The sequence below is a fragment of the Pseudomonas sp. NFIX10 genome (assembly GCF_900111955.1).
In the GTDB taxonomy this organism is placed as follows: Bacteria; Pseudomonadota; Gammaproteobacteria; order Pseudomonadales; family Pseudomonadaceae; genus Aquipseudomonas; species Aquipseudomonas fluorescens_AA.
Map to the genome: position 1 here is coordinate 79,803 of NZ_FOKH01000016.1, position 22,912 is coordinate 102,714.

Genomic DNA, 22,912 nt, shown 5'->3' on the forward strand with positions numbered 1-22,912 from the left:
CGTTCCAGCAGGCGATCGGCACCGCCTTCAGCGACGCGGTTTTCGATCAGGCGATCAGAACCGCCTTCGGCGACGACGGGTTGCGAGGAGGCGGCAAATACATTGGCGGCCAGTACGGAGAAAGCGAGGCTGAGGATGACTTGGCGTTTCATGATGGTGTGCTCCGGGGGTGCAGTGGTTTGTGTGGGGCCATTGTTGTCCCGGGCGATCATCAAGAGAACTTCATTGGCATGATGGTGAACATCGACGGCAGTGATAGCTCGTCAGTCCCATCGATGTCGGTTGATCCAGCGAAGCTGAGCCACAGCGTGCGCGTCGTCCTCCGGGTGGAACACCGTCAGGTTTGTGGGCTCTACCGGGTAACCCACAGGCAGGAGGCAAGTTCATGTATCAGTTATTCGGTCACAGGCAATCCGGCTCCGCGGCGGTGGAGATTGCCCTGGATCTTTGTGATGTGGCGTATCGGCGGGTCGATGCCTATTCGACCCAGGACAGCGATGCCGCAAAAGCGCTCGAGGCACTCAACCCTCAGAAGCAGGTCCCGACCTTGCAGTTGCCGGACGGCTCGGTGCTGACCGAAGCGGCGGCGATCCTGATTCACCTCGGGCTAACCTTTCCGGCCTCGAAGCTGCTCCCCGATGACCCAACCCAGCGTGCGCAAGCCATACGGGGACTGGTCTATATCGCAGCCAATTGCTACACGCCCATCGGCATCATCGATTTTCCGGAACGCTGGTTGGACGATGCGGATGAAGCGACTCGGCAGCGCTTGGTAGCGGGCACCCAGCAACGGCTTTACCGCAACTGGGCGCTATTTGCCGATCAGTTCCCGGCCCAACCTTTCCTTGGTGGTGCCGAGCCGGGGGCGATGGATATCCTGGCGGCCGTGATCACGAAGTGGAGAAACACGCGGGAGGCAATGCTCAACGCCCGTCCGGCGTTCTACGGATTGTTGGAGCGCATCGACCACCATCCGCGTGTCGCACCGATGCTGTCGTTGCATTGGCCTTCGTAGGCGCTGCCGAGCGAAGCGAGGCTGCGATCTTTCCCTGACCCTTGAATCTCGAGATCGCCGCCTTCGGCAGCGCCTACAGGTCAAGGACACGCCTTGCGTACAGCCGCCTGCTCAACCAAGTCGATAAATTGCTGGACGTTATGCTGATGCGCCGTCACCAATTCGTCGATACTGGCCCCCGCCGGCGTTTGCAGGCTGCTGCGACAGGTGAGGGGGCGGGTATCGCCACCCAGGTTACGCAGGCGCCATTGCACGTCCATGCGGGCATAGCGGCCGGGGATCGAGTCAAAGCGCTGCACGTCCACCCGCAGCGATGATTTCGGCGCGCCAGGGTTGTTCAGTTGTTCGTCCAAGGTGCTGTGCAGTTCATCTGCCAGGCTGGCGCCCCACCATTCGGTTTCCAGGATCGCTAACCCGCTGTTGCCCTGGCGAATGACCATTTGGGTGCGATCCACCTGGGGTGGGACGCTCACCTGTTCGATCCGGATGTCCACGCCGGCGCGTGACGGGCCTTTCGGCTGAGCCGGGCTCAGGGTGTGGTAATGAATCGGATCGCTGCGACAGGCACCGAGCAGCAGTGCCACGGCGACCAGGGTGAATTTCAGCGTCAGTGGCATGGGACGGGCTCCTGTACTCATTCTTTCACCGGCAATGTGAGGTTCTGTGCCGGTGCGTCCTTGGGACGACCGCGAAGCAGCGACTCGGGATGGCGGCTCAGGTAGTCCGACAGCTCGCGCAGCGAGCGCGACATGCGCCCCAGGTCGTCCAGGGTCTGGGTCAGTTGCTCGCGCTGCGGTGAATCTTCGGCCAGGGTCGAGTTGGCCGATTGCAAGGTCTTGCTGACGTCTTGCAAGGTGTGTTGCACGCCTGGCAGGGTCTTGCTGTTGAACTGGGCCAGGCCTTTGCGCAGCTCCACCAGATTGCCATCCAGGTTGCCGGCGATACTCTCCAGTGGCAGCTTGTTGATTCGCTCGACCATCGTCTGCAGTTGTTCCTGCAATTGCTGGAGGCTGCCCGGGAGGGTCGGGATACGCACGGGGCGGGCGCTGGGGTCGAAGGCCACTTTTTCGGCCTTGGGGTAGAAGTCCAGCGAAATGTACAACTGCCCGGTCAGCAGGTTGCCGCTACGGGCCTGGGCACGCAGGCCGCGCTCGACGAAGCTGCCGATCAGGCGGGCACCGGCGGCTTCGTCTTCAGGATCGTGGTTGAGCGACTTGAGCAGTTTTTCATGGGCCTTTCCCAGGCGCTGAGGGTAGATCACTAGGCCGACGTTGATCGGAAAGCTGCGCTGCTTCTCATCGAAATCGAGGTTGATGGCCACCACCCTGCCGACTTCCACGCCGAGGAACTCTACCGGCGCACCGACGCGCAACCCGCGCAGGGCCTGGTCGAAACGCAAGGCCAGGTATTGGCCCTTGCCATCGGGCGGGGCGAGGGCGCTCTGCTGGTCGGCAAACAGTTCGAAGGTCTTGTCTTCGCTGGCGGCGGTGTCGTTGGGGCTGTACTCCGGTGCCCGGAACGCGATGCCGCCCAGCAGCAGAGCCGAGAGCGATTCGGTCTTGACGGCGAAACCATTGGCGCCGACGTTCACGTCCACGCCGCTGACGTTCCAGAACCGGGTGTTTTCGGTGACATACACATCGTTGGGCGCGTTGATGAACACGTCGATGTTGACGCCTTTGCCGTCGGCGTCCAAGGCGTAGGACACCACCTGGCCCACCGGGATCTTGCGCAGGTACACCGGCGAGCCGATGTCCAGCGAACCGAGGTCCTGGGCGTGCAGGGTGAAGCGCTTGCCCGGTTCGCCATACGTGATCGGCGGCGGGTTCTCCAGCCCTGTGAAGGATTTGGCGCGTACTTTCGACTGGCCGGCGTCGGCACCGATGAAATCACCGGACAGCAGCGTGTCGATCCCCGAGATCCCGCCGGCCCCGATGCGCGGCCGTACGACCCAGAACACCGAATCTTCGTGGGTGAAGGTGTCGGCGGTCTTGGCGAGCTTGACCGTGGCGGTGACGTTCTTCTGGTCCTGGCTCAGTTGCACGTCGGTGACCTGGCCGATGACCACGTTGCGGTATTTCACCTGGGTCTTGTTGGCGGTCAGGCCCTGGCCGGTCTTGAAGGTGATGGTGATGGTCGGACCTTGCTGCAGCCAGTTGTGGACCACCAGGGAAACACCCACCAGCACCGCGATGATCGGCACGATCCATACCAGCGACACCGTCCAGCGGCGGGTGGTGACGTGGGCCCGGCCGGGGACGGGTTGTTGCCCGTCAGTGGCTTGCGACTTCATCCAGGACCTCCTCGGATGGTTGAGTGTCCCAGATCAGTCGGGGGTCGAAACTCATGGCCGACAGCATGGTGAACAGCACCACGAGGCCGAAGAACAGGATACCCGGTCGTGGCTCGATATCGCTCAGTGCCTGGAACTTGACCAGGGCGGCCACCAGGGCCACTACCAGCACATCGAGCATCGACCAATAGCCGATGACTTCCACCAGCCGGTACAGCTTCGCCCGCTGGACCTGGGCCCAGGTACTGCGTCGTTGTACGGTCACCAGCAGCAGCGTCAGTACCACGAACTTGATGCCGGGCACCGCGATGCTGGCGATGAAGATAATCAGCGCGATGTCCCAGGCGCCGCTTTGCCAGAATTCGATGACACCGCTGATGATGGTGCTGTCGGCGCCTTCGCCGAGCATCCGGGTGTTCATCACCGGTAGCAGGTTGGCCGGGATATAGAACACCAGCGCCGCGAGCATGTAGGCCCAGGTGCGGGTGATGGCGTCGGGTTTGCGGCGGTGCAGGGCGGCGTCGCAACGCGGGCAGGTCTGGGGGCCGTCGGCCATGTCGCAGGCCAGGCCGCAACTGTGGCACAGGCACAGGTCCAGGTCGCGGGCCTCTGGCGGGGTGTCCCGCGGCTGGCCGTTCATGGGGTGTCCCACAGGTCGCGGACATCGCGCCCGGCAATACGGATCATCAGCAGGCTCAAGGCCGCCAGGGCGAACAGGCCGATACCCGGGAGCACATCCAGCAGGCCGGCGAGCTTGATCACCGCCACCAGCACGCCCAGCAGGCACACCTCCAGCATGCTCCAGGGGCGCAGGGTTTCCAGGCTGCGCATGCACAGGCTGAACCCTGGCGCCCGCCGCTGGAGGTAGGCATGGCCCAGTACCCAGAGCAGCAGCGCCAGTTGGAAGACCGGTGCAACGATGATCGCCACCGCTGTCACCAGGGCGATGAAGGTGATGGGGCCCTGGCTCAGCGCCACGATGGAATCCCACAACGTCGCGCTGTTGCTCAGGCCCTGGAGACGGATGCTCATCACCGGGTAGAGGTTGGCGAAAGCCCACAGCACCGCGGCCGTCACGCTCAAGGCCAGGCGCTGTTCAACGGTCAGGCCGTTGTAGCGCTGGATCACCGCGTGGCAGCGCACGCACGTGGCCTTTTGATGCGGAGCGAGCACAACCGGCTCGTACACCGCATCGCAATGTTCACAAATGATCAGTCGGTCGGTGACGGCCATCGGGATGCTCGCAGGAACAACCCCTTCAATATATGAAGTGTGTTGGGAATGAGCAACCCGATGGAAAGGATCATTCGCCGCGAATGTATTGCTCCAGTTGTCGGATCAGGTCGGCCTGTTCGGCGATGGCTTCCTTGACCAGGTCGCCAATGGACAGCAGCCCGACGAGCTTGCCGTCTTCCACCACCGGCAAATGTCGCAAGTGCTTGTCGGTCATGATGCTCAGGCAGGTCTCGACATTCTGGTGCGGGTCGATGGTGATCACGGGGGATACCATGATGTCGCTCACTTTCGTGCCCACGGATGAGCGACCGTGCAGGACCATTTTGCGTGCATAGTCGCGCTCGCTGATGATCCCCAGCACTTTTTCGTCCTTCACCACCAGCAAGGCGCCGACGTTCTTCTCGGCCATGCGCATCAGGGCCTGCAATACCATGTCGTCCGGTGAGATGGTGTGCACTTGCTGGTTCTTATCGTCTTTTAGCCGGAGCAACTGCGCGACGGTTTTCATGGGGACGCCTCGGGTCGGGGTGTTGTTTTTGCTGGTTGTTAAAGCATCGTAGACCCAACGGCGCAGAGCAAGCGGTAAAGCGGCGGCCAATCGTCAAAAAACGTCATTGTCCGGGAAATTACCACCCATCCCGTGGTCAGGCGCTGTTGTGGCGAGGGGATAAATCCCCTCGCCACAGGTAGAATCGTCGCCTACGTAAAATTCGAGGTTTCAGCGGTGGATTTACAGCAGGGCTTCGTCCTGACCCGGCATTGGCGCGACACTCCGGCCGGCACCGAAGTCGAGTTCTGGCTGGCGACCGATGCCGGTCCCCGGCGCGTGCGCCTGCCGGTGCAGACGTCGGTGGCCTTCGTGCCACAGATCCAGCGCGGCCAGCTCGAAGCCTTGCTGCAAGGGGAGAAGGAGGTAGAACTACGTCCCCTGGAGCTGCTGGATTTCGAGCATCGCCCGGTGCTGGGCCTGTATTGCCAGCAACACGCCCAACTGATGCGCCTGGACGGCACCTTGCGCCGCGCCGGTGTGGAGGTGTTCGAAGCGGACATCCGGCCACCGGAGCGCTACCTGATGGAGCGCTTCATCACCGCCCCGGTGTGGTTCGGCGGTGCGCCGGCCGCCGACGGCCTGCTGGCGGATGCCCAGATGAAACCGGCGCCCGACTACCGTCCATCGTTGCGCCTGGTGTCCCTGGACATCGAAACCACCGCCCAGGGCGATTTGTATTCCATCGCCCTGGAAGGCTGCGGCGAGCGCCAGGTCTATATGCTCGGGCCACCTAATGGCGACGATAGCGGCGTGGATTTCCAGCTGGAATACTGCGAATCGCGCACGCTGCTGCTGAAGAAACTCAACGACTGGTTCGCCCGTTTCGACCCCGACGCGATCATTGGCTGGAACCTGGTGCAATTCGACCTGCGGGTGCTGCATGAACATGCCCGGCGGCTGGCGGTGCCGTTGCGCCTGGGGCGCGGTGGCGAAGAAATGCAATGGCGCGAGCACGGCGCGCGCAACAACCACTTTTTCGCCTCGGCGGCCGGTCGGCTGATCATCGACGGGATCGAGTCCCTGCGCTCGGCGACCTGGAGCTTCCCGTCGTTCAGCCTGGAAAATGTCGCCCAGACGCTGCTGGGGGAGGGCAAGTCCATCGACAACCCGTACCAGCGCATGGACGAGATCAACCGCATGTTCGCCGAGGACAAACCGGCCCTGGCCCGCTACAACCTCAAGGACTGCGAGCTGGTGACGCGGATCTTCGCCAAGACCGAGCTGCTCAAGTTCCTGCTGGAGCGGGCCAGCGTCACCGGCCTGCCAGCGGACCGCAGCGGCGGTTCGGTGGCGGCCTTCACGCACCTGTACATGCCGCTGATGCACCGCCAGGGTTTTGTCGCCCCCAATCTCGGCCAGCGTCCGCCCGAGGCCAGCCCGGGTGGTTTTGTCATGGATTCCCAGCCGGGGCTCTACGAGTCGGTGCTGGTGCTGGACTACAAGAGCCTGTATCCGTCGATCATCCGCACCTTCCTGATCGACCCGGTGGGCTTGATCGAAGGGCTGCGTCACCCGGATGACCGCGAGTCGGTGCCGGGTTTTCGCGGGGCACGCTTCTCCCGTTCTCGACATTGCCTGCCGGCCATCGTCGCGCGGGTCTCCGAAGGCCGGGAGACCGCCAAGCGCGAACACAATGCGCCGCTGTCCCAAGCGTTGAAAATCATCATGAACGCCTTTTATGGCGTGCTCGGCTCCAGTGGTTGTCGCTTCTTCGATCCGCGCCTGGCCTCGTCCATCACCCTGCGTGGCCACCAGATCATGCAGCGTACCCGCCAGTTGATCGAAGCCCAGGGCCATGTGGTGATCTATGGCGATACCGACTCCACGTTCGTCTGGTTGCGTCGTGCCCATGGCCAGGAGGAAGCGGCCAGGATCGGTCGCGAGTTGGTGGCACACGTCAACCAATGGTGGCGCGAGCAGGTGCGTGCCGAGTTCGGGTTGGAGAGCGCGCTGGAGCTGCAGTTCGAAACGCACTTCACGCGCTTTCTGATGCCGACCATCCGGGGGGCCGAGGAGGGCAGCAAGAAACGCTACGCCGGGCTGGTGACCCGCGCCGACGGCAGCGATGAAATCGTCTACAAAGGCCTGGAAACCGTGCGTACCGACTGGTCACCGCTGGCCCGGCAGTTCCAGCAGGAATTGTACGGGCGGATCTTCCACCGCGAGCCCTACCAGGCGTATGTGCGCGATTATGTGCGGCAGACCCTGGCCGGTGCATTCGACGATCGGCTGGTCTACCGCAAGCGCCTGCGACGGCCGCTGGAAGATTACGAGCGCAACGTCCCACCTCACGTGCGGGCCGCGCGGCTGGCCGATGAGTTCAACCAGCGCCAGGGCCGTCCGCGGCAATACCAGAATGGCGGCTGGATCAGCTACGTCATCACGGTCGCCGGCCCCGAGCCGCTGGAAATTCGCAGTGCGCCAATCGATTACGACCACTACGTGACCAAACAACTGCAGCCGGTGGCGGATGCGATCCTGCCGTTTGTGGATGATGATTTTTCGACGTTGGTGGGGGGGCAGATGGGGTTGTTCTGAGATGTCCGTGTATTCCTGCAGAACGCTTTGGACCGGGGACATGGTGGACTGTGGCGAGGGGATTTATCCCCGTTGGGGCGCGCAGCGGCCCCTGAGATTTCGCGGTACCGATAAAGTTGCGAGCGCTGCGCACTCGAGCGGGGATAAATCCCCTCGCCACAAATCAGTGTGCTCCCGATGGTCCGTATTTAGGCGTCAGACCATCGCCAACCGCTGCTTGCCCTGGGGCGGGGGAAATATCAGGTCCAGGGCGGCCAGGTCCTGAGGCTCGAGCCTGAGGTTCGCCGCTTCGGCATTCAGGCGCACATGTTCAGGTTTTACAGCCTTGGGGATGGCGATCACATTGTCCTGGCGCAGCAACCAGGCCAGTGCGATCTGCGCGGGTGTTGCCCGATGGCGTTCGGCGATTTTCCCCAAGGTGTGATCCTTGAGCAGGTGCCCGCCCTGGCCGACCGGGCAGTAAGCCATGATCGGCATGCGCCGTTGCTGGCACCAGGGCAGCAGGTCGAATTCGATGCCGCGTTCCTGCAGGTTGTACAGCACTTGGTTGGTGGCGCAGGCCGGCGAGGCCAGCTCCTCGAGGTCATCGACGTCAAAGTTCGACACACCCCAATGGCCGATCTTGCCTTCTTCGCGCAGGCGTTCGAACGCTTCGACGGTTTCTGCCAACGGGTACTGCCCGCGCCAGTGCAACAGATAAAGGTCGATGTAATCGGTGTCGAGCCGGCGCAAACTGCGTTCGCAGGCCAGGGGGATGCCTTTGCGACTGGCGTTGTGGGGATAGACCTTGCTCACCAGGAACACCTGGTCGCGCAGGCCGGTGATCGCTTCGCCAACGACGGTCTCGGCACCGCCTTCGGCATACATCTCGGCCGTGTCGATCAGGGTCATGCCCAGTTCGATCCCCAACCGCAGGGCCGCTACTTCTTTCTTGTGATGGGACGGTTCCTCACCCATGTGCCAAGTGCCTTGGCCGATTACCGGTACGGACACACCCGCCAATTCCAGCGTCCTCATGTCTATCTCCTGTTTTTTGCTTTGACATGTGGCAGCAGGATAGACCAAGCGTTCCCGCATGGATCGTTCCCATGCTCTGCGCGAGCCCGCAGCATCCGAACTCAACACCAACCCGTGGGAGCGAGCTTGCTCGCGAAGGCGTCGGCCCATCCAGCAGCATCACACGCAGACACACCGCTATCGCGAGCAAGCTCGCTCCCACAAGAGCATGGGAACGATTCGGCGGAGAGTTACTTCGCGGAGAATTTCAATACCATGGTCTGGGTGTAGGTCTGGCCCGGATCAAGCCGTGTCGAAGGGAAGTTCGGCTGGTTTGGCGAGTCGGGGTAGTGCTGGGTTTCCAGGGTGAACGCGCCCCAATGTGGATAGACCTTGCCTTGCTTGCCCTTGACGGTGCCATCGAGGAAGTTGCTGGTGTAGAACTGCACGCCAGGCTCGGTGGTGTACAGCTGCAGGCGTCGTCCGGACTCCGTGTCATACACCTCGGCGGCCAGTTTTTTCACATCGCCCTTGGCGTCCAGTGCCCAGTTGAAGTCGAAGCCGCCTTGTTTCGGTTCGGCGAACTTGAGCTGTGGGTGATCAGCCTTGATATGGGTGCCGATGGCGGTGGGTTGGGTGAAATCCATCGGTGTACCGGCCACCGGGGCCAGCTCGCCGGTGGGAATGAGTTTACCGGTGACCGGCGTGTAGTGGGCCGCGTGCAGGGTCGCGACCTGCTCGAGTATGTCGCCGTTTCCCGCGCCGGCCAGGTTGAAATAGCTGTGGTTGGTCAGGTTCAGCACCGTGGGCTTGTCGGTGGTGGCCTTGTACTCGATGCGCAACTCGTTCTGTTCGTTGAGGCTGTAGGTGACGTCGGTTTTCAGCGCACCGGGAAAGCCCATCTCGCCATCGGGTGACAGGTAGGTCAGGGTGACGCCCACCGAGTCCTTGGCATTATGGGGTTGGGCCTTCCAGACACGCTTGTCGAACCCTTGCGGCCCGCCGTGCAAGGAATTGCCATGGTCGTTCTGCGGCACTTGGTAACGCTTGCCGTCCAGCTCGAAAGCGCCGTCGGCCAGGCGATTGCCGAAACGGCCGATGGTCGCGCCGAAATACACGCTGCCATTCTTCTGGTAACCCTGCACATCGTCGAAACCGAGCACGATGTCGGCGACCTTGCCGTTTTTGTCCGGCACGCTCAATGACTGGAGGATGCCGCCATAGGTGATGACCGTGGCTTCCATGCCATGACTGTTGCGCAGTACAAATTTTTCCACCGCCGTGCCGTCGTCGGTCTTGCCGAACGCACCGCGTTCATTGGTCAGGCCGGCAGCCTGGGAAGCCGAGGTGGCGATCATCAGAGACACTCCGAGGGCCGTGAGCAGTTGTTTTGATTCAAACATGGTGACCTTCCTTCCTGTTGTTTTGTTGTTGTTTTAACGCGGTTCGAGTCCGTTACTGGTCGGACAGCGATGAAGGCTTTTGTATCTAGTAGTCTTTCTATTTGAGGGATGGAAAGGGATTTATAGCCATAAATGAAGATTTATCAATTAAAAAGTAAGACTAATTAGGCAAAAAAGGCTTCGCCAAAGGTCGAGGATTTCTCCGGGCACTGCACTTTTGCGATTTTTTCCGCTCTATCCATGGCCTGGAAGCGGCGACCCCCATCGCTTCCCCTGCCCAGATTGAGACTCGATGGCCGGTGTTTTTTCTTCTGTGACGAGGTTGCGCCGTGCCTGCATGGCAGGGTTGCTCGGTGTGGCGATGCTGTTCAGCGGTGGCTGCAGCCATCAACAGGGGCAGGACATGGTCACCCAGTTCAGCAATGCCAAGCCCCAGGAGTTCTTGCAGACCAGTGTCGACCGCATGGCGACGCTGGCCATGCGTGACAACCTGCAAAGCCTCTACCTGCTGATGAGCAAGCTTTACCTGCGCAACCCCGAGGAACTGCGCAAATCCGGCTTTCTTGACGCCCGCACCGCGGAAAAACAGGTGCGCATGGCCATCGAGCAGCAACAACCCTTGCCGACCCTGGGTGGCAAGAAGGACCTGGCCGCCCTGAGCTACGCCATGAGCCCGGAGTTTCTCGGTGATCGGGTCGGGGCGTTCATCTATGCCATCGGCAGCATGCTGGTCACCGCTCATGGCAATCGCCTCGAGTTCTACATGACCGACACCATCGACCCGCGTTTTGTCAGCAATGCGGCGCGCAACATCGAAAAAGCCACCTGGCTGCTTAGCCAGCGGCAGAACAAGGACGGCAAGCCGATGCTGTTTTCCAATGAGATTTCGGAGGAGGGCAGCAACCTGAGTTTCGCCGTCGAGTTCGGGAAAATTGTCGCCCGTTTGGATCTGCTGACCCAGATGCTCGACGAGCGCTACCGGCGTATCGGTTTGAATTATGCCCAGAGCCTGCTGTTCCTCAACTTCCTGCCCGTTCAATAATCAGAGGCGAAAAGGGAATAAATATAGATCATATCGATATATAGGGTTATAAGAAAAATCGCTATGCTCGCGGCCAGATTTTTCATGCGGTCGTGTTGAGACGGGTTTAATGGATTTCGGTAATGTCGGTTTAGTCGTTGCGGGCCTGGTGGTCGGCTTCATCGTTGGAATGACCGGCGTCGGTGGTGGTTCGCTGATGACCCCGATCCTGTTGTGGTTTGGTATCAACCCGGCGACGGCGGTGGGTACGGACCTGCTGTATGCGGCCATTACCAAGTCTGGCGGCGTGTTGGTCCATGCCAAGAACCGCAACATCGACTGGGCCATCACCGGCTGGTTGACGTTGGGCAGCGTGCCGGCGGTCGGCTTGACCTTGTGGTTCCTCAGCAGCCTGCACAGCTCGCCCGACGCCATGAACGCGGTGATCAAGCAAGCCTTGGGCTTCGTGTTGTTCGCCACCGCCCTGGCAATCCTGTTCAAGAAGCGTCTGCTGCAATTTGCCCACGACCGCGCCGGCGGTCACTACAACCCCTCTGGCACGCGTCTCAATGTGCTGACGGTCATCACCGGTCTCGTGCTGGGGACGATGGTCGCGTTGACGTCCATTGGCGCCGGCGCCCTGGGCACCGTCGCGCTGTTCATCCTCTACCCGTTCCTGGTCACCAAGCGCCTGGTGGGCACCGAGATCGCCCACGCCGTGCCGCTGACCCTGGTCGCTGGCCTGGGCCATGCGAGCATGGGCAACATGGACTGGCACATCCTGGGTTTCCTGCTGGTCGGTTCGTTGCCGGGGATCTACCTGGGCAGTCATTTGTCGGGGCGTATCTCCGACGAGCTGTTGCGTCCCTGCCTGGCGGTGATGCTGGCGATGATCGGGTTCAAGCTGGCGTTCTAGAACGATCACCCCGATTCAATGTGGGAGCGAGCTTGCTCGCGATAGCGATCGAACCGTCGACTTCGATGTTGACTGTCATGCCGCTATCGCGAGCAAGCTCGCTCCCACAGTGGTTCCCGTTCCAACTCTCGCGCTGCGCTCTCCTTACGGTTGCGCAATGATCCCCCTGGCCTAAGCTTCAAGGCAGGCAGGCGCAGTATTGAGCGACTCTCGCGGAACAATCGCCGCCCTGTGCAATCAGTACAGCGTAAATATCAAAAGGAGAGGCGCATGCTCATTCGGTCGTTGACCTTCGCTACCTTGCTGGCCATCGCCGGCCCCCTGTTCGCTGCCGATGGCGACTCACCCCTGGTGGCGGATGCAGGCAAGGCTCGTCCCCTGATCGTCATCGCGCCGAGTACGGTCGACCCGGCCTGGGTCAGCCTGAAAAAGGCCTTGGATGAACCGGCGGGCAAGCAGGGGTTTTCCGAGCGCAACATGGTGCTCTACACCGTGCTCAATACCATTGGGCAGCGCGATGGCAAGGACCTGGACCCGCAAAGCACCATGGCGCTGATCCGCTCCCTCAAGCTGGGCGCCGGGGCCCAGACCAAGATCATCCTGGTGGGCAAGGACGGGGAAAAGAAGCTTGAACATTCCGGGGCGATCGAATTGAAAGACCTCTTCGACACCGTCGATAAACTCCCCGCCGCGGAAAAAGAAGCGACGCCCCCGGCGCCACCTCCCGCTCCGGAGCCCGCACCGGCCAAGGATGCGAAAGGCACCAAGCCTGGCAAGGCAACCAAGCCGGCGGGGCCGCCGAAACAGCTGGATGATTGATTTCCAGTAACGACGAGCGAGGGAGCTTGCTCCCGCTGGGTTGCGCTATGTAGGAGCTGACGAGTGCAACGAGGCTGCGATCTTGTTCCAGGCAATTGAGTCGGAAGTGAATGATCAAAAGATCAAAAGATCGCAGCCTTCGGCAGCTCCTACAGGCTATTGGCCATCCATTGCCATCAGGATCCGGTGCGCCGCCTTCACCCGTTCCTCGATCGGGTAGTTCCTGTTGGCAAGCAGGACGATCCCCATGTTCTTCCCGGGCACGAACGCTGCGTACGCGCCGAAACCGTTGGTGGATCCGGTCTTGTTGACCCAGGCGCCGTCCGGCGCCGGACGGGGCGGGTCGAGAGATTCGGCTTTTTGTGGGGCCAGGGCCATCTGCGGTGTGTTGCCAGCGAGCAGGTCGTCCAAGGTGAACGGGCCGGGGTAGAACTCCCAGCCCAGCCCTTGATTCATCCCGCCCACCTTGTAGAAACCCGTATGCGTCGTAGCGATGGCTTGCTTCAGGTCCGTGTCCAGTTTTTCAGGTCGCAGGTTGGCCTCGACGAAACGAATCAGGTCCGTTGAACTGATCTTGACCCCGTAGGCTTCGGAATCCAATGCGCCGGCGCCGACTCGCACAGGCTTGCCGTCCTTTGCATAGCCTTGGGCGTATCGGCCCATCTGATCCTGCGGCACCCGCACGTAGCTGTGCTTGAGGCCCAACCCTGGCATCAGCGTGCGCTCCATCACCTCGTCAAATGGCTGGCCCAGGCTGCGGGCCGCCAGATAGCCGAACAGGCCGATGCTCGGGTTTGAGTAGAGCCGCTGGGTGCCGGCCGGGTAGAGCGGTTTCCAGTTCTTGTAGTAGCTGAACATCCGGTCCGGATGATCCGCTTCGTCGGGAAACTGCAGCGGCAGGCCGCCGGCGGTGTAGGTGGCAAGGTCGAGCAGGCGGGTGCCCTCCATGGCGCTGCCGCGCAGTTCGGGTGCAAAGCGACTGGCCGGATCCGCCAGGGACAGTTTGCCCTGGGCCTGGGCATAGGCACCGAGGGTAGCGGTGAAGGTCTTGCTGACCGAGCCGATTTCGAAAAGGGTCTGGTCGGTGACCGGCTTTTTCGTGTCCTTGGAGGCCACGCCGTAGTTGAAATAATGGCGTTGACCGTTGTAGGTGATCGCCACGGCCATGCCGGCGATGTCCTGTTGTTTCATCAAGGGCTGGATGACGGCATTGACCGTGTCTTCAATGCGTTCCTGGGCAAAGCTTACGGGCGTCCCGCAGACCAGGAAAAAAATCCCGGCGAGTATCGATCTGGCAATTGGCATGGTGCAGCGTTCTCGTTGGCCTTCCTGGAGGGGGCTCAATCTAGGGCGTTTTTGGCGGCCCGGCAATCCGAGGCTATCGGTCCGGGGAGATGTTTCTGAGTCGTCTGACGGGGTCACGGGAACCTTCCCACAAAACGGTCGGGGTGCCCGACGCGACCGGACCTCAAGCCAAACCACACAAAGCGGCAGCCGCCGGGTAAACTCGCGGCTCTTTCTAAAGGAGTTCACATGAGTTACTACCAGCCCGGCATTCTCGCCACCCCTGTTCCGCCTCAGGCCCGTCATTTGTTTTTTGCCTTGGAATCGGTCGAGGCATTGCCGGCTGCGCTAGATAAACTCCTGTTGTTGCTCGATGACCGTGCCGTGATCGGCTTTGGCGAATCGCTGGTCCAGGCGCTGGGTGCCCAGGTCGCTGGACTGCGGGCTTTTCCGGCGCTGGCCGGCGTGGGTGTGGACAACCCCTCGACCCAACACGCCCTGTGGTGCTGGTTGCACGGTGAGGACCGCGGCGAGCTGATGCACCGCAGCCGCGCCATCGAAGCGGCATTGGCCCCGGCGCTGCGCCTGGTGCAGATGAACGAAACTTTCCGCCACATGACCGGCCATGACCTGACCGGCTATGAAGACGGCACCGAAAACCCCCACGACGAAGCAGCCATCGCCGCCGCCCTGGCTCAGGGAGCCGACGGGGTGCGCGGTGGCAGTTTCGCCGCGATCCAGCAGTGGCAACACGACCTGGACGGTTTCGCGGCGATGCAGCCCCATGAGCGCGACAACATCATGGGCCGGCGCCTGAGCGACAACGAAGAAATCGACGACGCGCCGGAATCGGCCCACGTCAAGCGCACCGCCCAGGAAAGCTTTGCCCCCGAGGCATTCGTGGTCCGTCGGTCCATGCCCTGGATCGAAGGCGACCGTGCAGGGCTGATGTTCCTGGCGTTCGGTTTCTCCCTCGATGCCTTCGAGGCCCAATTGCGGCGCATGAGTGGCCTGGAAGACGGCATCACCGACGGCTTGTACCGCATGAGCCGACCGATCACCGGCGGCTATTACTGGTGCCCGCCGTTGCGGGACGGACGCCTGGATCTGCGCGCCTTGGCCCGGTAAGCGCAGCGGTTTGTGCAAAGCGTAACGTGAACGCTATCCTTGGGCCGGACGTCTATCCGTGGAATGGGAGAAGCAAGTGTGGATAAAGTCATCGTCATCACCGGTGGCGGCCGCGGAATCGGGGCGGCCACGGCGCTGTTGGCCGCCGAGTTGGGCTATCGGATCTGCATCAACTACCAATCCGATGAAAGCGCCGCGCAAGAGGTGCTCGAACAGGTCCGGGCCAAGGGCGCGCAAGCGATTGCCGTGCGCGCCGATGTCAGCATCGAGGACGAAGTGATCGCCCTGTTCAACCGGGTGGATGCCGAGCTCGGTCGTGTCACCGCCCTGGTGAACAACGCCGGCACGGTGGCGCAGAAGTCCCGGCTCGATGAAATGTCCGAATTCCGCATCCTCAAGATCCTGAAGACTAACGTGCTAGGCCCCATTCTCTGCGCCAAGCACGCGGTGCTGCGCATGTCGCCCCGGCATGGCGGGCAGGGCGGCAGCATCGTCAACGTCTCGTCGGTGGCCGCGCGCCTGGGGGCACCGGCGGAATATGTCGACTACGCGGCCTCCAAGGGCGCGCTGGATACCTTCACCGTCGGCCTGTCCAAGGAAGTGGCCGGCGAAGGCATTCGCGTCAACGCGGTTCGCCCGGGTTACATCTACACCGACTTCCACGCCCTGAGCGGCGACCCGGACCGGGTCAGCAAGCTGGAATCAGCAATCCCCATGGCCCGCGGCGGGCGTCCGGATGAAGTCGCCGAGGCGATTATCTGGCTCCTGTCGGACAAAGCTTCGTATGCGACCGGGACGTTCGTGGACCTGGGGGGCGGGCGCTGAGTCCTGAGGTGTCTGTTATGACCTCATCGCGAGCAAGCTCGCTCCCACAGGAGGCAGCGTTCCAATGTGGGAGCGAGCTTGCTCGCGATGGCGTCCTTACCAACAACCCCTATCAAAACGAGCGAATAATCCGCCCCAACGTCTCCATGGCTTTTTCCGAGGACTCGGTCCAGGGGCTGCCGTAATTCAAGCGAATGCAATTCCTGAAACGCCGGGTCGGTGAGAAGATCGGCCCCGGGGCGATGCTGATGCCTTGGGCCAGGGCCATCTGGAACAGTTTCAGCGAATCCATCTGCTCCGGCAGTTCCAGCCACAGGAAGTAACCGCCCGCTGGCTGGCTGACGCGGGTCTGGGCGGGGAAGTAGCGGGCGATGGCGGCGAGCATCGCGCTTTGCTGTTCTTCCAGGGCGTAGCGCAGTTTGCGCAGGTGACGGTCGTAGCCGCCGTGTTGCAGGTAGTCGGCGATGGCGGCCTGGGCCGGCATCGAGGCGCACAGCGAGGTCATGAGTTTGAGCCGTTCGATTTTCTGCGCATAGCGCCCGGCGGCGACCCAGCCGATGCGATAGCCCGGGGCCAGGCTCTTGGCGAACGAACCGCAATGCATCACCAACCCTTCGGTGTCGAACGCCTTGGCGGGCTTGGGGGCCTGCTGGCCGTAATAGAGCTCGGCGTACACGTCATCTTCGATCAACGGCACCTGGTGGCGGCGCAACAGTTCCACCAGGGCCTTTTTCCTTGCCTCGGGCATGGTCGCGCCTATGGGGTTCTGGAAACTGGTCATGCACCAGCAGGCCTTGATCGGATGGCGTTCGAGGGTCTGTTCCAACACCTCCAGGTCGATGCCGTCGCGGGGGTGGACGGGGATTTCCACGGCCTTGAGCTTGAGTCGTTCCAGCACTTGCAGGCAAGCGTAGAACGCCGGCGCCTCGATCGCCACCAGGTCGCCGGGCTCGGTCACGGCCTGCAGGCACAGGTTCAAGGCTTCCAGGGCACCGTTGGTGACCAGCAGTTCTTCCATGGGCAGCATCAACCCGCCCACCATGTAGCGCAAGGCGATCTGGCGACGCAATTGTGGATTACCTGGCGACATGTCCGTGACCACTACCCGTGGGTCCATGTCCCGTGTGGCACTGGACAGCGAGCGCGACAAGCGTTGCAACGGAAACAGCAGCGGGCTGGGGAATGCCGAGCCGAACGGTACGGTGGCCGGGTCCTTGATCGAGTCCAGCACCGAAAACACCAGTTCGCTGACGTCCACTTCGGTGGATTCGTGCACCTGGGTGCTGATGGCCGGTTCGGAAAACGGGCTCGGCGCATGGGTGTTGACGAAGTAGCCCGAGCGCGGCCGGGCGCGGATCAGGCCGCGTCGCTCCAGCAGGTAATAGGCCTGGAACACGGTGGACGGGCTGACGCCGTAGGTCTGGCTGGCATAACGCACCGAGGGCACGCGCTGGCCGGGCCCCAGCATGCCGGAGCGGATCAGTTCAGCGATGTCGTCGGCGAATTTCTCGTAGCGTTTCATGGCGGGCCCAGTCTTGAGTGGCACATGGTTTGCGCTTTTTAAACTGTGGGGAGCCTTGCTCCCACAAGCTCGCTCCCACAGGGCGCCCGGCATCTTAAAGCTTCAACGATTCATCGGCGCGACAAAACGGCTCTTGGCCAAGCTGTAGATGCCGGGTTCATCGCTGTCGGCCACCTTGAAGGTCATTTCCTCAGAGCCACTGCGAGGCCGCTCGTTGAGCATCGCCACCGATACCGGCACATCGACGATTTCCCCGGGCGCCAGGCTCAGTTGGGTCTTGCCCTGGAGGACGAAGCCCTCGCCATCCACCAGGGACAGGTGATAGTCCTGGCGTTGCTGGGTCTTATTGATGATTTTCAGGCTGTAGATGTTCTCGATCTGGCCTGCACTGTTTTCGCGGAACAGGCCACGGTCCTTGCTGACGTCCAGCGACACCATGGGCCGTTGCACCAGGGCCAGGGCCAGCGCGCCGATCATCACCAGCAGCACCGCGGTATAGCCGATCAGCCGAGGCCTGAGCAGGTGAGTCTTGCCCCCCTGCAATTGATGCTCCGAGGTGTATTTGATCAGGCCACGGGCGTAGCCCATCTTGTCCATGATCGAGTCGCAGGCGTCGATGCATGCCGCGCAGCCGATGCATTCCATCTGCAAGCCGTCGCGGATGTCGATGCCGGTGGGGCAGACCTGCACGCAGATCTGGCAGTCGATGCAGTCGCCCAGGCCAATATTGGCCGGCTTCACCTCGCGTTTGCGCGGGCCACGGATTTCGCCACGGGCCGTGTCGTAGGAAATGGTCAACGTGTCCTTGTCGAACATCACGCTCTGAAAGCGTGCATAGGGGCACATGTGCATGCACACCGCTTCCCGCAGCCAGCCGGCGTTGAGGTAGGTGGCAGCGGTGAAAAACAGTACCCAGAACAGGCTGACGCCGCCGATCTGCAGGGTCAGCAGCTCTTCGGCCAAGGGGCGGATCGGGGTGAAGTAGCCCACGAACGTCAGGCCGGTGAACAGGCTGATGGCCAGCCACAAGCTGTGCTTGGCGCTGCGACGCAACAGTTTGTTCAGGCCCCAGGGGGCCGCTTGCAGTTTGATCCGCTGGTTGCGTTCGCCTTCGGTGATTTTCTCGCACCACATGAACAGCCAGGTCCAGGAGCTTTGTGGGCAGGTGTAGCCACACCACACGCGACCGGCAAACACGGTGATCGCAAACAGGCCAAAGGCGGCGATGATCAACAGGGCCGACAGCAGGATGAAATCCTGGGGCCAGAAGGTCGCGCCAAAAATATGGAATTTGCTTTCGGAAAGGTCCCAGAGCACCGCCTGGCGGCCACCCCAGTTCAACCACGCCGTGCCAAAGAACAGCAGGAACAGAACCCCCGCACCGCTGATGCGCAAGGTGCGGAACAAACCGGTGAAGCTACGGGTGTGGATCAGGTTGTCGGTGGTCCTGGCCTTGATTTTCGTTGGCGCAGGTTCGAACGTCTGTATCAACTGGACGGGGATTCTATCGCTCATGGTCGGTCGCTCATCAGCCTCTATCTGGCCGGCGCACTATGACCATGGAACTGTTTGCATAACAGACTCAGGTGTTTCGATAAAAACCGGATCAGATGCCGCGAAGCCCAGGCGCTGCGACACTTTGATGCACCCAGAAAGTGCCGAACATATTACTGTGGCGAGGGGATTTATCCCCGTTGGGGTGCGAAGCGCCCCCAAGTCATCGCACCCGGTATACCGGATTGACCCGGTCGAGGGTCTTTAGGGTTGCTTCGCAACCCAGCGGGGATAAATCCCCTCGCCACAAATGCATCTGGTGCCTGTGCATTGGGGTTCAGATTGCCGAACCGCTGTCGGTGGCCTTCAGGTGCTTGCGCTTATCGACCGCGCCGGCCACGGTCAGGGCATCCACTTCGGCTTCGGTGAGGTAGACCAGGTCGCCATTGACTTCCACCGCTGACATGGCCTTGTCCGGGTCAGTGATGATGACCAACTCGCTGGCGGGGCGCAGCTGGGTTCCGTTGACGGTTTTGATATGGCAGGTTTTGTCTTTGTCGATTTGCTCAAGCATGACGTCGCTCCTTCCTTAATGTCCTGAGTATTAGGTCCCACCCGCCGGCCAGGGTTCGCTGTGGCTGATCAGCGGTCGGGCGCACCTCTGGCTTCGCTTGCGGTCCATCGTCTATCCAATTGAGAAAGAGGACGGTCCATGGAAGCCTGGTGGCATGAAGTCTGGATAACCCTGCAGGCGGAATTCGCCGACATCACCGATGCCCAGCAGATGACCCGGGTCACGGTGCGGCTGGTCATGGCCGCGCTGCTGGGTGGCATCCTGGGTTTCGAGCGCGAACACAAGGGCAAGGCTGCCGGCGTGCGAACCCACATGCTCGTGGCCCTGGGCGCGGCGTTGTTCGTATTGGTGCCACAAATGTCCGGGTCCCAGGCCGATGCCATGAGCCGGGTGATACAAGGGGTGGTCGCCGGTATCGGTTTTCTTGGCGCCGGCACGATTCTGAAAAACAACGACGGCGATGAAAGTCACGTCAAAGGCCTGACCACCGCCGCCGGCCTGTGGATGACTGCGGCCATTGGCGTCGCCGCCGGGCTGGGCCGGGAAGCGACTGCGGTACTCAGTACGGTGTTGGCCCTGGTGATCTTCAGTGTGATGCCGGTCATTGTTCGGGCACTGGAGAAGGGCGACAAGCCATCGGCTTGAATGTGAGACCTGTGGGCGCACGCTCGCACCGAGCGGCGTTTCGAGGATGGCGGGGCATCAGCCAGCCACTATGCTGATTGACACTCCGCTATCGCGAGCAAGCTCGCTCCCACAGGGATTGGTACCGAGTCGTTGAATCAAACCCGCTCCGGCGGCGCCTCGCTGGGCGGGTCGCCCTTGGGCGGTTGTGGGGTCAGCGGCGGGTCTTTCTCGGGAATCGGTTCCGGATCAGGGCCGGGCGGGGGCAAGGTGGGGTCGTCGATGTTCGGATCGGGTGTTTCGGCCGGGATGGGAATATTCATCGGGACGGATCTCCGTAACGCACATGGCTTGAGTCGTGCTTATGGTTGTTGACCATCCTGTACCGGGTTTGATCCCGGATACATCGAGGGGCAAATCCCGCTGAACTTTTAGCCGTCGTCCCGGTTCGGAGTTTAAGTGAGTTTTTTCAGGGACCCATTGGGCCTTTACCGCCACAAGCGCGTCCATGGGGCGTAAAAGGAGCGATGCTCGATGACTGCTGAACACCCGTCTGACCTGGCCTACAACCCGCATTTGCCGTTGTCTCAAGCCTTGTTGTTACCGCGTATCGCGATTGAAAACACCATGCCGGTGATCGACGGCGGGCAATTTGCCGCCAAGGCCGTGGCCGGGCAGGACGTGACGGTGACCAGTAAAGTGTTCGCCGACGGTCACGACAAGCTGGCGGTGCGCATTCGCTGGCGTTCGCTGCAGGATGAGCTGTGGAACAGCGAGGTCATGAGCGACCTGGGCAATAACGGCTGGCGCGGCCAGTTCAACGTGCCGGAGCAAGGTCGCTATGTCTTCTGCATCGAGGCCTGGATCGATCAGTTCGCCAGTTTCCGCTACGAACTGGAGAAGAAATTCGGTGCCGGGGTGCCGATCAGCCTGGAGTTGCAGGAAGGACGCAACCAAGTGCAAATGGCCGTCGAGCGCAGCACAGGGGAACTGAGCGAGCAACTGGCGGCTTTGCACCATGAGCTTTCCGGCCTGTTGCCGACGGAGCAGGTGGCGCTGTTCCTGGCACCGCGCAGCGCCGAGTTGATGTCCCAGGCCGATCATCGACCTTACTTGAGCATCAGCCCCGAATACCCCTTGGATGTGGAACGCAAGCTGTCCGAGTTTGCCAGTTGGTATGAGTTGTTTCCCCGCTCGATCACCGACGATCCCCAGCGCCATGGTACGTTCAATGACGTGCATTCGCGCCTGCCGGTGATCCAGGACATGGGGTTCGACGTGCTGTACTTCCCGCCGATCCACCCCATCGGTCGCAGTTTCCGCAAAGGCCCGAACAACTCCCTCACCGCCGGTCCCGACGACCCGGGCAGCCCCTATGCCATTGGTAGCGAGGAGGGCGGGCACGAGGCCATTCACCCGCAATTGGGCAGCCGCGAGGACTTCCGGCGCCTGGTGGAGGCCGCCGCGCAGCACGGCCTGGAGATTGCCCTCGACTTTGCGATCCAGTGTTCCCAGGACCACCCCTGGCTCAAGCAGCACCCGGGCTGGTTCAGCTGGCGACCGGATGGCACGATCAAATACGCGGAAAACCCGCCGAAGAAATACCAGGACATCGTCAACGTCGATTTCTACGCGGCCGATGCGATTCCCAGCCTGTGGTTGGAACTGCGGGACATCGTGGTGGGCTGGGTCGAGGAAGGCGTGAAGATATTTCGCGTCGACAACCCTCACACCAAGCCACTGCCGTTCTGGCAATGGCTGATCGCCGACGTCCGGGCCCAATACCCCGAAGTGATGTTCCTGGCGGAAGCGTTCACCACCCCGGCCATGATGGCGCGACTGGGCAAGGTCGGTTATTCCCAGAGCTACACCTATTTCACCTGGCGCAACACCAAGGCCGAGCTGGCGACCTACTTCAGCGAGCTCAACGAGTCGCCTTGGCGTGAATGCTACCGGCCGAACTTTTTCGTCAACACGCCAGACATCAACCCGGCCTTTCTTCATGAGTCGGGGCGCCCGGGCTTCTTGATCCGCGCAGCCCTGGCAACCATGGGCTCGGGTCTGTGGGGCATGTATTCGGGCTTCGAGCTGTGCGAGTCGGCCCCGGTACCGGGCAAAGAGGAATACCTCGATTCGGAGAAATACGAGATCCGCCCTCGCGACTTCACCGCGCCGGGCAACATCATTGCCGAGATCGCCCAGCTCAACCGCATCCGCCGACAGAACCCGGCGCTGCATACCCACTTGGGCCTGAAAATCTACAACGCGTGGAACGACAACATTCTCTATTTCGGCAAGCGCACCGCCGACGGCAGCAATTTCATCCTGGTGGCGGTGAGCCTTGATCCGCACAACCCGCAGGAAGCCAGTTTCGAATTGCCGTTGTGGGAAATGGGCCTGCCCGACGACGCCCAGACCCAGGGCGAGGATTTGATGAACGGGCATCGCTGGACCTGGTACGGCAAGTACCAGTTCATGCGTATCGATCCGGCGTACCAGCCGTTCGGGATTTGGCGGATCAGCGTGGCATGACGCTGTGGGAGCGAGGCTTGCCCGCGCTGAAAAGGGCGCGGTCACCCTGAGGGATCGAGGTGCCTGCATCGCGAGCAAGCGTTGCTCCCACAAAGCGCAGGCCTCCCTCCATAAAAAGACCTTTCAAGCCTGTATCCCGCGG

21 protein-coding genes are annotated in these 22,912 nt (G+C 61.7%); 9 read left to right on the plus strand and 12 right to left on the minus strand.

The window, feature by feature from the left end; genetic code table 11:
• Positions 1 to 385 precede the first annotated feature (385 nt).
• Complete coding sequence (locus BM321_RS16340; RefSeq protein ID WP_092443305.1) at positions 386 to 1,015, plus strand: glutathione S-transferase family protein; 630 nt, start codon at positions 386 to 388, stop codon at positions 1,013 to 1,015.
• Positions 1,016 to 1,095: 80 nt separating this feature from the next.
• On the opposite strand, the gene BM321_RS16345 is transcribed toward BM321_RS16340, so the two are convergent.
• The 5 genes from BM321_RS16345 to BM321_RS16365 form a co-directional block, all read right to left on the minus strand.
• The gene (locus BM321_RS16345) at positions 1,096 to 1,632 is read right to left on the minus strand and encodes a PqiC family protein (protein WP_092443307.1); all 537 of its coding nucleotides are present in this window, start codon (positions 1,630 to 1,632) and stop codon (positions 1,096 to 1,098) included.
• Between the two features lie 17 nt (positions 1,633 to 1,649).
• Complete coding sequence (locus tag BM321_RS16350) at positions 1,650 to 3,308, minus strand: PqiB family protein (protein ID WP_092443308.1); 1,659 nt, start codon at positions 3,306 to 3,308, stop codon at positions 1,650 to 1,652.
• Positions 3,289 to 3,948: a paraquat-inducible protein A gene (locus BM321_RS16355; RefSeq protein ID WP_092443310.1), complete on the minus strand. Its 660-nt coding sequence runs from the start codon at positions 3,946 to 3,948 to the stop codon at positions 3,289 to 3,291. The genes BM321_RS16350 and BM321_RS16355 overlap by 20 nt, the downstream gene beginning before the upstream one ends.
• Entirely contained in the window at positions 3,945 to 4,541 is a 597-nt protein-coding gene (locus BM321_RS16360; RefSeq protein WP_092443312.1) for a paraquat-inducible protein A, read from the minus strand. Before BM321_RS16360 ends, BM321_RS16355 begins: the two co-directional genes overlap by 4 nt.
• Positions 4,542 to 4,611: 70 nt before the next feature.
• A complete protein-coding gene (locus BM321_RS16365; protein ID WP_060738251.1) occupies positions 4,612 to 5,052 on the minus strand; it encodes a CBS domain-containing protein in 441 nt (146 codons plus the stop codon).
• A 216-nt stretch (positions 5,053 to 5,268) separates the two neighbouring features.
• Between BM321_RS16365 and BM321_RS16370 the strand changes: the two genes are divergently transcribed.
• A complete protein-coding gene (locus BM321_RS16370) occupies positions 5,269 to 7,632 on the plus strand; it encodes a DNA polymerase II (RefSeq protein WP_092443314.1) in 2,364 nt (787 codons plus the stop codon).
• Positions 7,633 to 7,827: 195 nt separating this feature from the next.
• On the opposite strand, the gene BM321_RS16375 is transcribed toward BM321_RS16370, so the two are convergent.
• Together BM321_RS16375 and BM321_RS16380 are read right to left on the minus strand one after the other, a co-directional pair.
• Positions 7,828 to 8,649, minus strand: coding sequence for an aldo/keto reductase (locus BM321_RS16375; protein WP_092443316.1), 822 nt, complete (start codon positions 8,647 to 8,649; stop codon positions 7,828 to 7,830).
• A 230-nt stretch (positions 8,650 to 8,879) separates the two neighbouring features.
• A complete protein-coding gene (locus BM321_RS16380; protein WP_092327329.1) occupies positions 8,880 to 10,031 on the minus strand; it encodes an aldose epimerase family protein in 1,152 nt (383 codons plus the stop codon).
• A 337-nt stretch (positions 10,032 to 10,368) separates the two neighbouring features.
• On the opposite strand from BM321_RS16380, the gene BM321_RS16385 reads away from it, so the two are divergent.
• The 3 genes from BM321_RS16385 to BM321_RS16395 all read left to right on the plus strand — a co-directional run bounded on the left by BM321_RS16385 (position 10,369) and on the right by BM321_RS16395 (position 12,787).
• Positions 10,369 to 11,073 (plus strand): hypothetical protein, encoded by a 705-nt coding sequence (locus BM321_RS16385; protein WP_256573439.1) that lies wholly within the window; start codon positions 10,369 to 10,371, stop codon positions 11,071 to 11,073.
• A gap of 109 nt (positions 11,074 to 11,182) precedes the next feature.
• Positions 11,183 to 11,968, plus strand: coding sequence for a sulfite exporter TauE/SafE family protein (locus tag BM321_RS16390; RefSeq protein ID WP_092255262.1), 786 nt, complete (start codon positions 11,183 to 11,185; stop codon positions 11,966 to 11,968).
• Between the two features lie 270 nt (positions 11,969 to 12,238).
• The gene (locus BM321_RS16395; RefSeq protein ID WP_092443320.1) at positions 12,239 to 12,787 is read left to right on the plus strand and encodes a DUF4174 domain-containing protein; all 549 of its coding nucleotides are present in this window, start codon (positions 12,239 to 12,241) and stop codon (positions 12,785 to 12,787) included.
• A 156-nt stretch (positions 12,788 to 12,943) separates the two neighbouring features.
• Here BM321_RS16395 and ampC read toward each other — a convergent pair whose 3' ends face one another.
• Complete coding sequence (ampC, locus tag BM321_RS16400) at positions 12,944 to 14,092, minus strand: class C beta-lactamase (protein WP_092443322.1); 1,149 nt, start codon at positions 14,090 to 14,092, stop codon at positions 12,944 to 12,946.
• Between the two features lie 228 nt (positions 14,093 to 14,320).
• Here ampC and BM321_RS16405 point away from each other — a divergent pair, with 228 nt between their 5' ends.
• Positions 14,321 to 15,199, plus strand: a complete 879-nt coding sequence (locus BM321_RS16405) for a Dyp-type peroxidase (RefSeq protein ID WP_092443324.1) — start codon at positions 14,321 to 14,323, stop codon at positions 15,197 to 15,199.
• A 78-nt stretch (positions 15,200 to 15,277) separates the two neighbouring features.
• Positions 15,278 to 16,024, plus strand: a complete 747-nt coding sequence (locus tag BM321_RS16410; protein ID WP_092327336.1) for an SDR family oxidoreductase — start codon at positions 15,278 to 15,280, stop codon at positions 16,022 to 16,024.
• A 112-nt stretch (positions 16,025 to 16,136) separates the two neighbouring features.
• Here the strand turns inward: BM321_RS16410 and mapR are convergent, their stop codons facing one another.
• From mapR to BM321_RS16425, 3 genes are all read right to left on the minus strand, one after another.
• The gene (gene mapR / locus BM321_RS16415) at positions 16,137 to 17,546 is read right to left on the minus strand and encodes a GntR family transcriptional regulator MpaR (RefSeq protein WP_092443327.1); all 1,410 of its coding nucleotides are present in this window, start codon (positions 17,544 to 17,546) and stop codon (positions 16,137 to 16,139) included.
• Between the two features lie 102 nt (positions 17,547 to 17,648).
• The gene (gene ccoG, locus BM321_RS16420; protein WP_092443329.1) at positions 17,649 to 19,061 is read right to left on the minus strand and encodes a cytochrome c oxidase accessory protein CcoG; all 1,413 of its coding nucleotides are present in this window, start codon (positions 19,059 to 19,061) and stop codon (positions 17,649 to 17,651) included.
• Between the two features lie 316 nt (positions 19,062 to 19,377).
• The gene (locus tag BM321_RS16425; RefSeq protein WP_092443331.1) at positions 19,378 to 19,614 is read right to left on the minus strand and encodes a DUF3203 family protein; all 237 of its coding nucleotides are present in this window, start codon (positions 19,612 to 19,614) and stop codon (positions 19,378 to 19,380) included.
• Positions 19,615 to 19,752: 138 nt separating this feature from the next.
• On the opposite strand from BM321_RS16425, the gene BM321_RS16430 reads away from it, so the two are divergent.
• The gene (locus BM321_RS16430; protein WP_092327343.1) at positions 19,753 to 20,259 is read left to right on the plus strand and encodes an MgtC/SapB family protein; all 507 of its coding nucleotides are present in this window, start codon (positions 19,753 to 19,755) and stop codon (positions 20,257 to 20,259) included.
• A gap of 137 nt (positions 20,260 to 20,396) precedes the next feature.
• Here the strand turns inward: BM321_RS16430 and BM321_RS30545 are convergent, their stop codons facing one another.
• Complete coding sequence (locus BM321_RS30545; protein ID WP_170847569.1) at positions 20,397 to 20,561, minus strand: hypothetical protein; 165 nt, start codon at positions 20,559 to 20,561, stop codon at positions 20,397 to 20,399.
• A gap of 211 nt (positions 20,562 to 20,772) precedes the next feature.
• Between BM321_RS30545 and BM321_RS16435 the strand changes: the two genes are divergently transcribed.
• Complete coding sequence (locus BM321_RS16435; protein WP_092443333.1) at positions 20,773 to 22,770, plus strand: alpha-1,4-glucan--maltose-1-phosphate maltosyltransferase; 1,998 nt, start codon at positions 20,773 to 20,775, stop codon at positions 22,768 to 22,770.
• Positions 22,771 to 22,912: the final 142 nt, after the last annotated feature.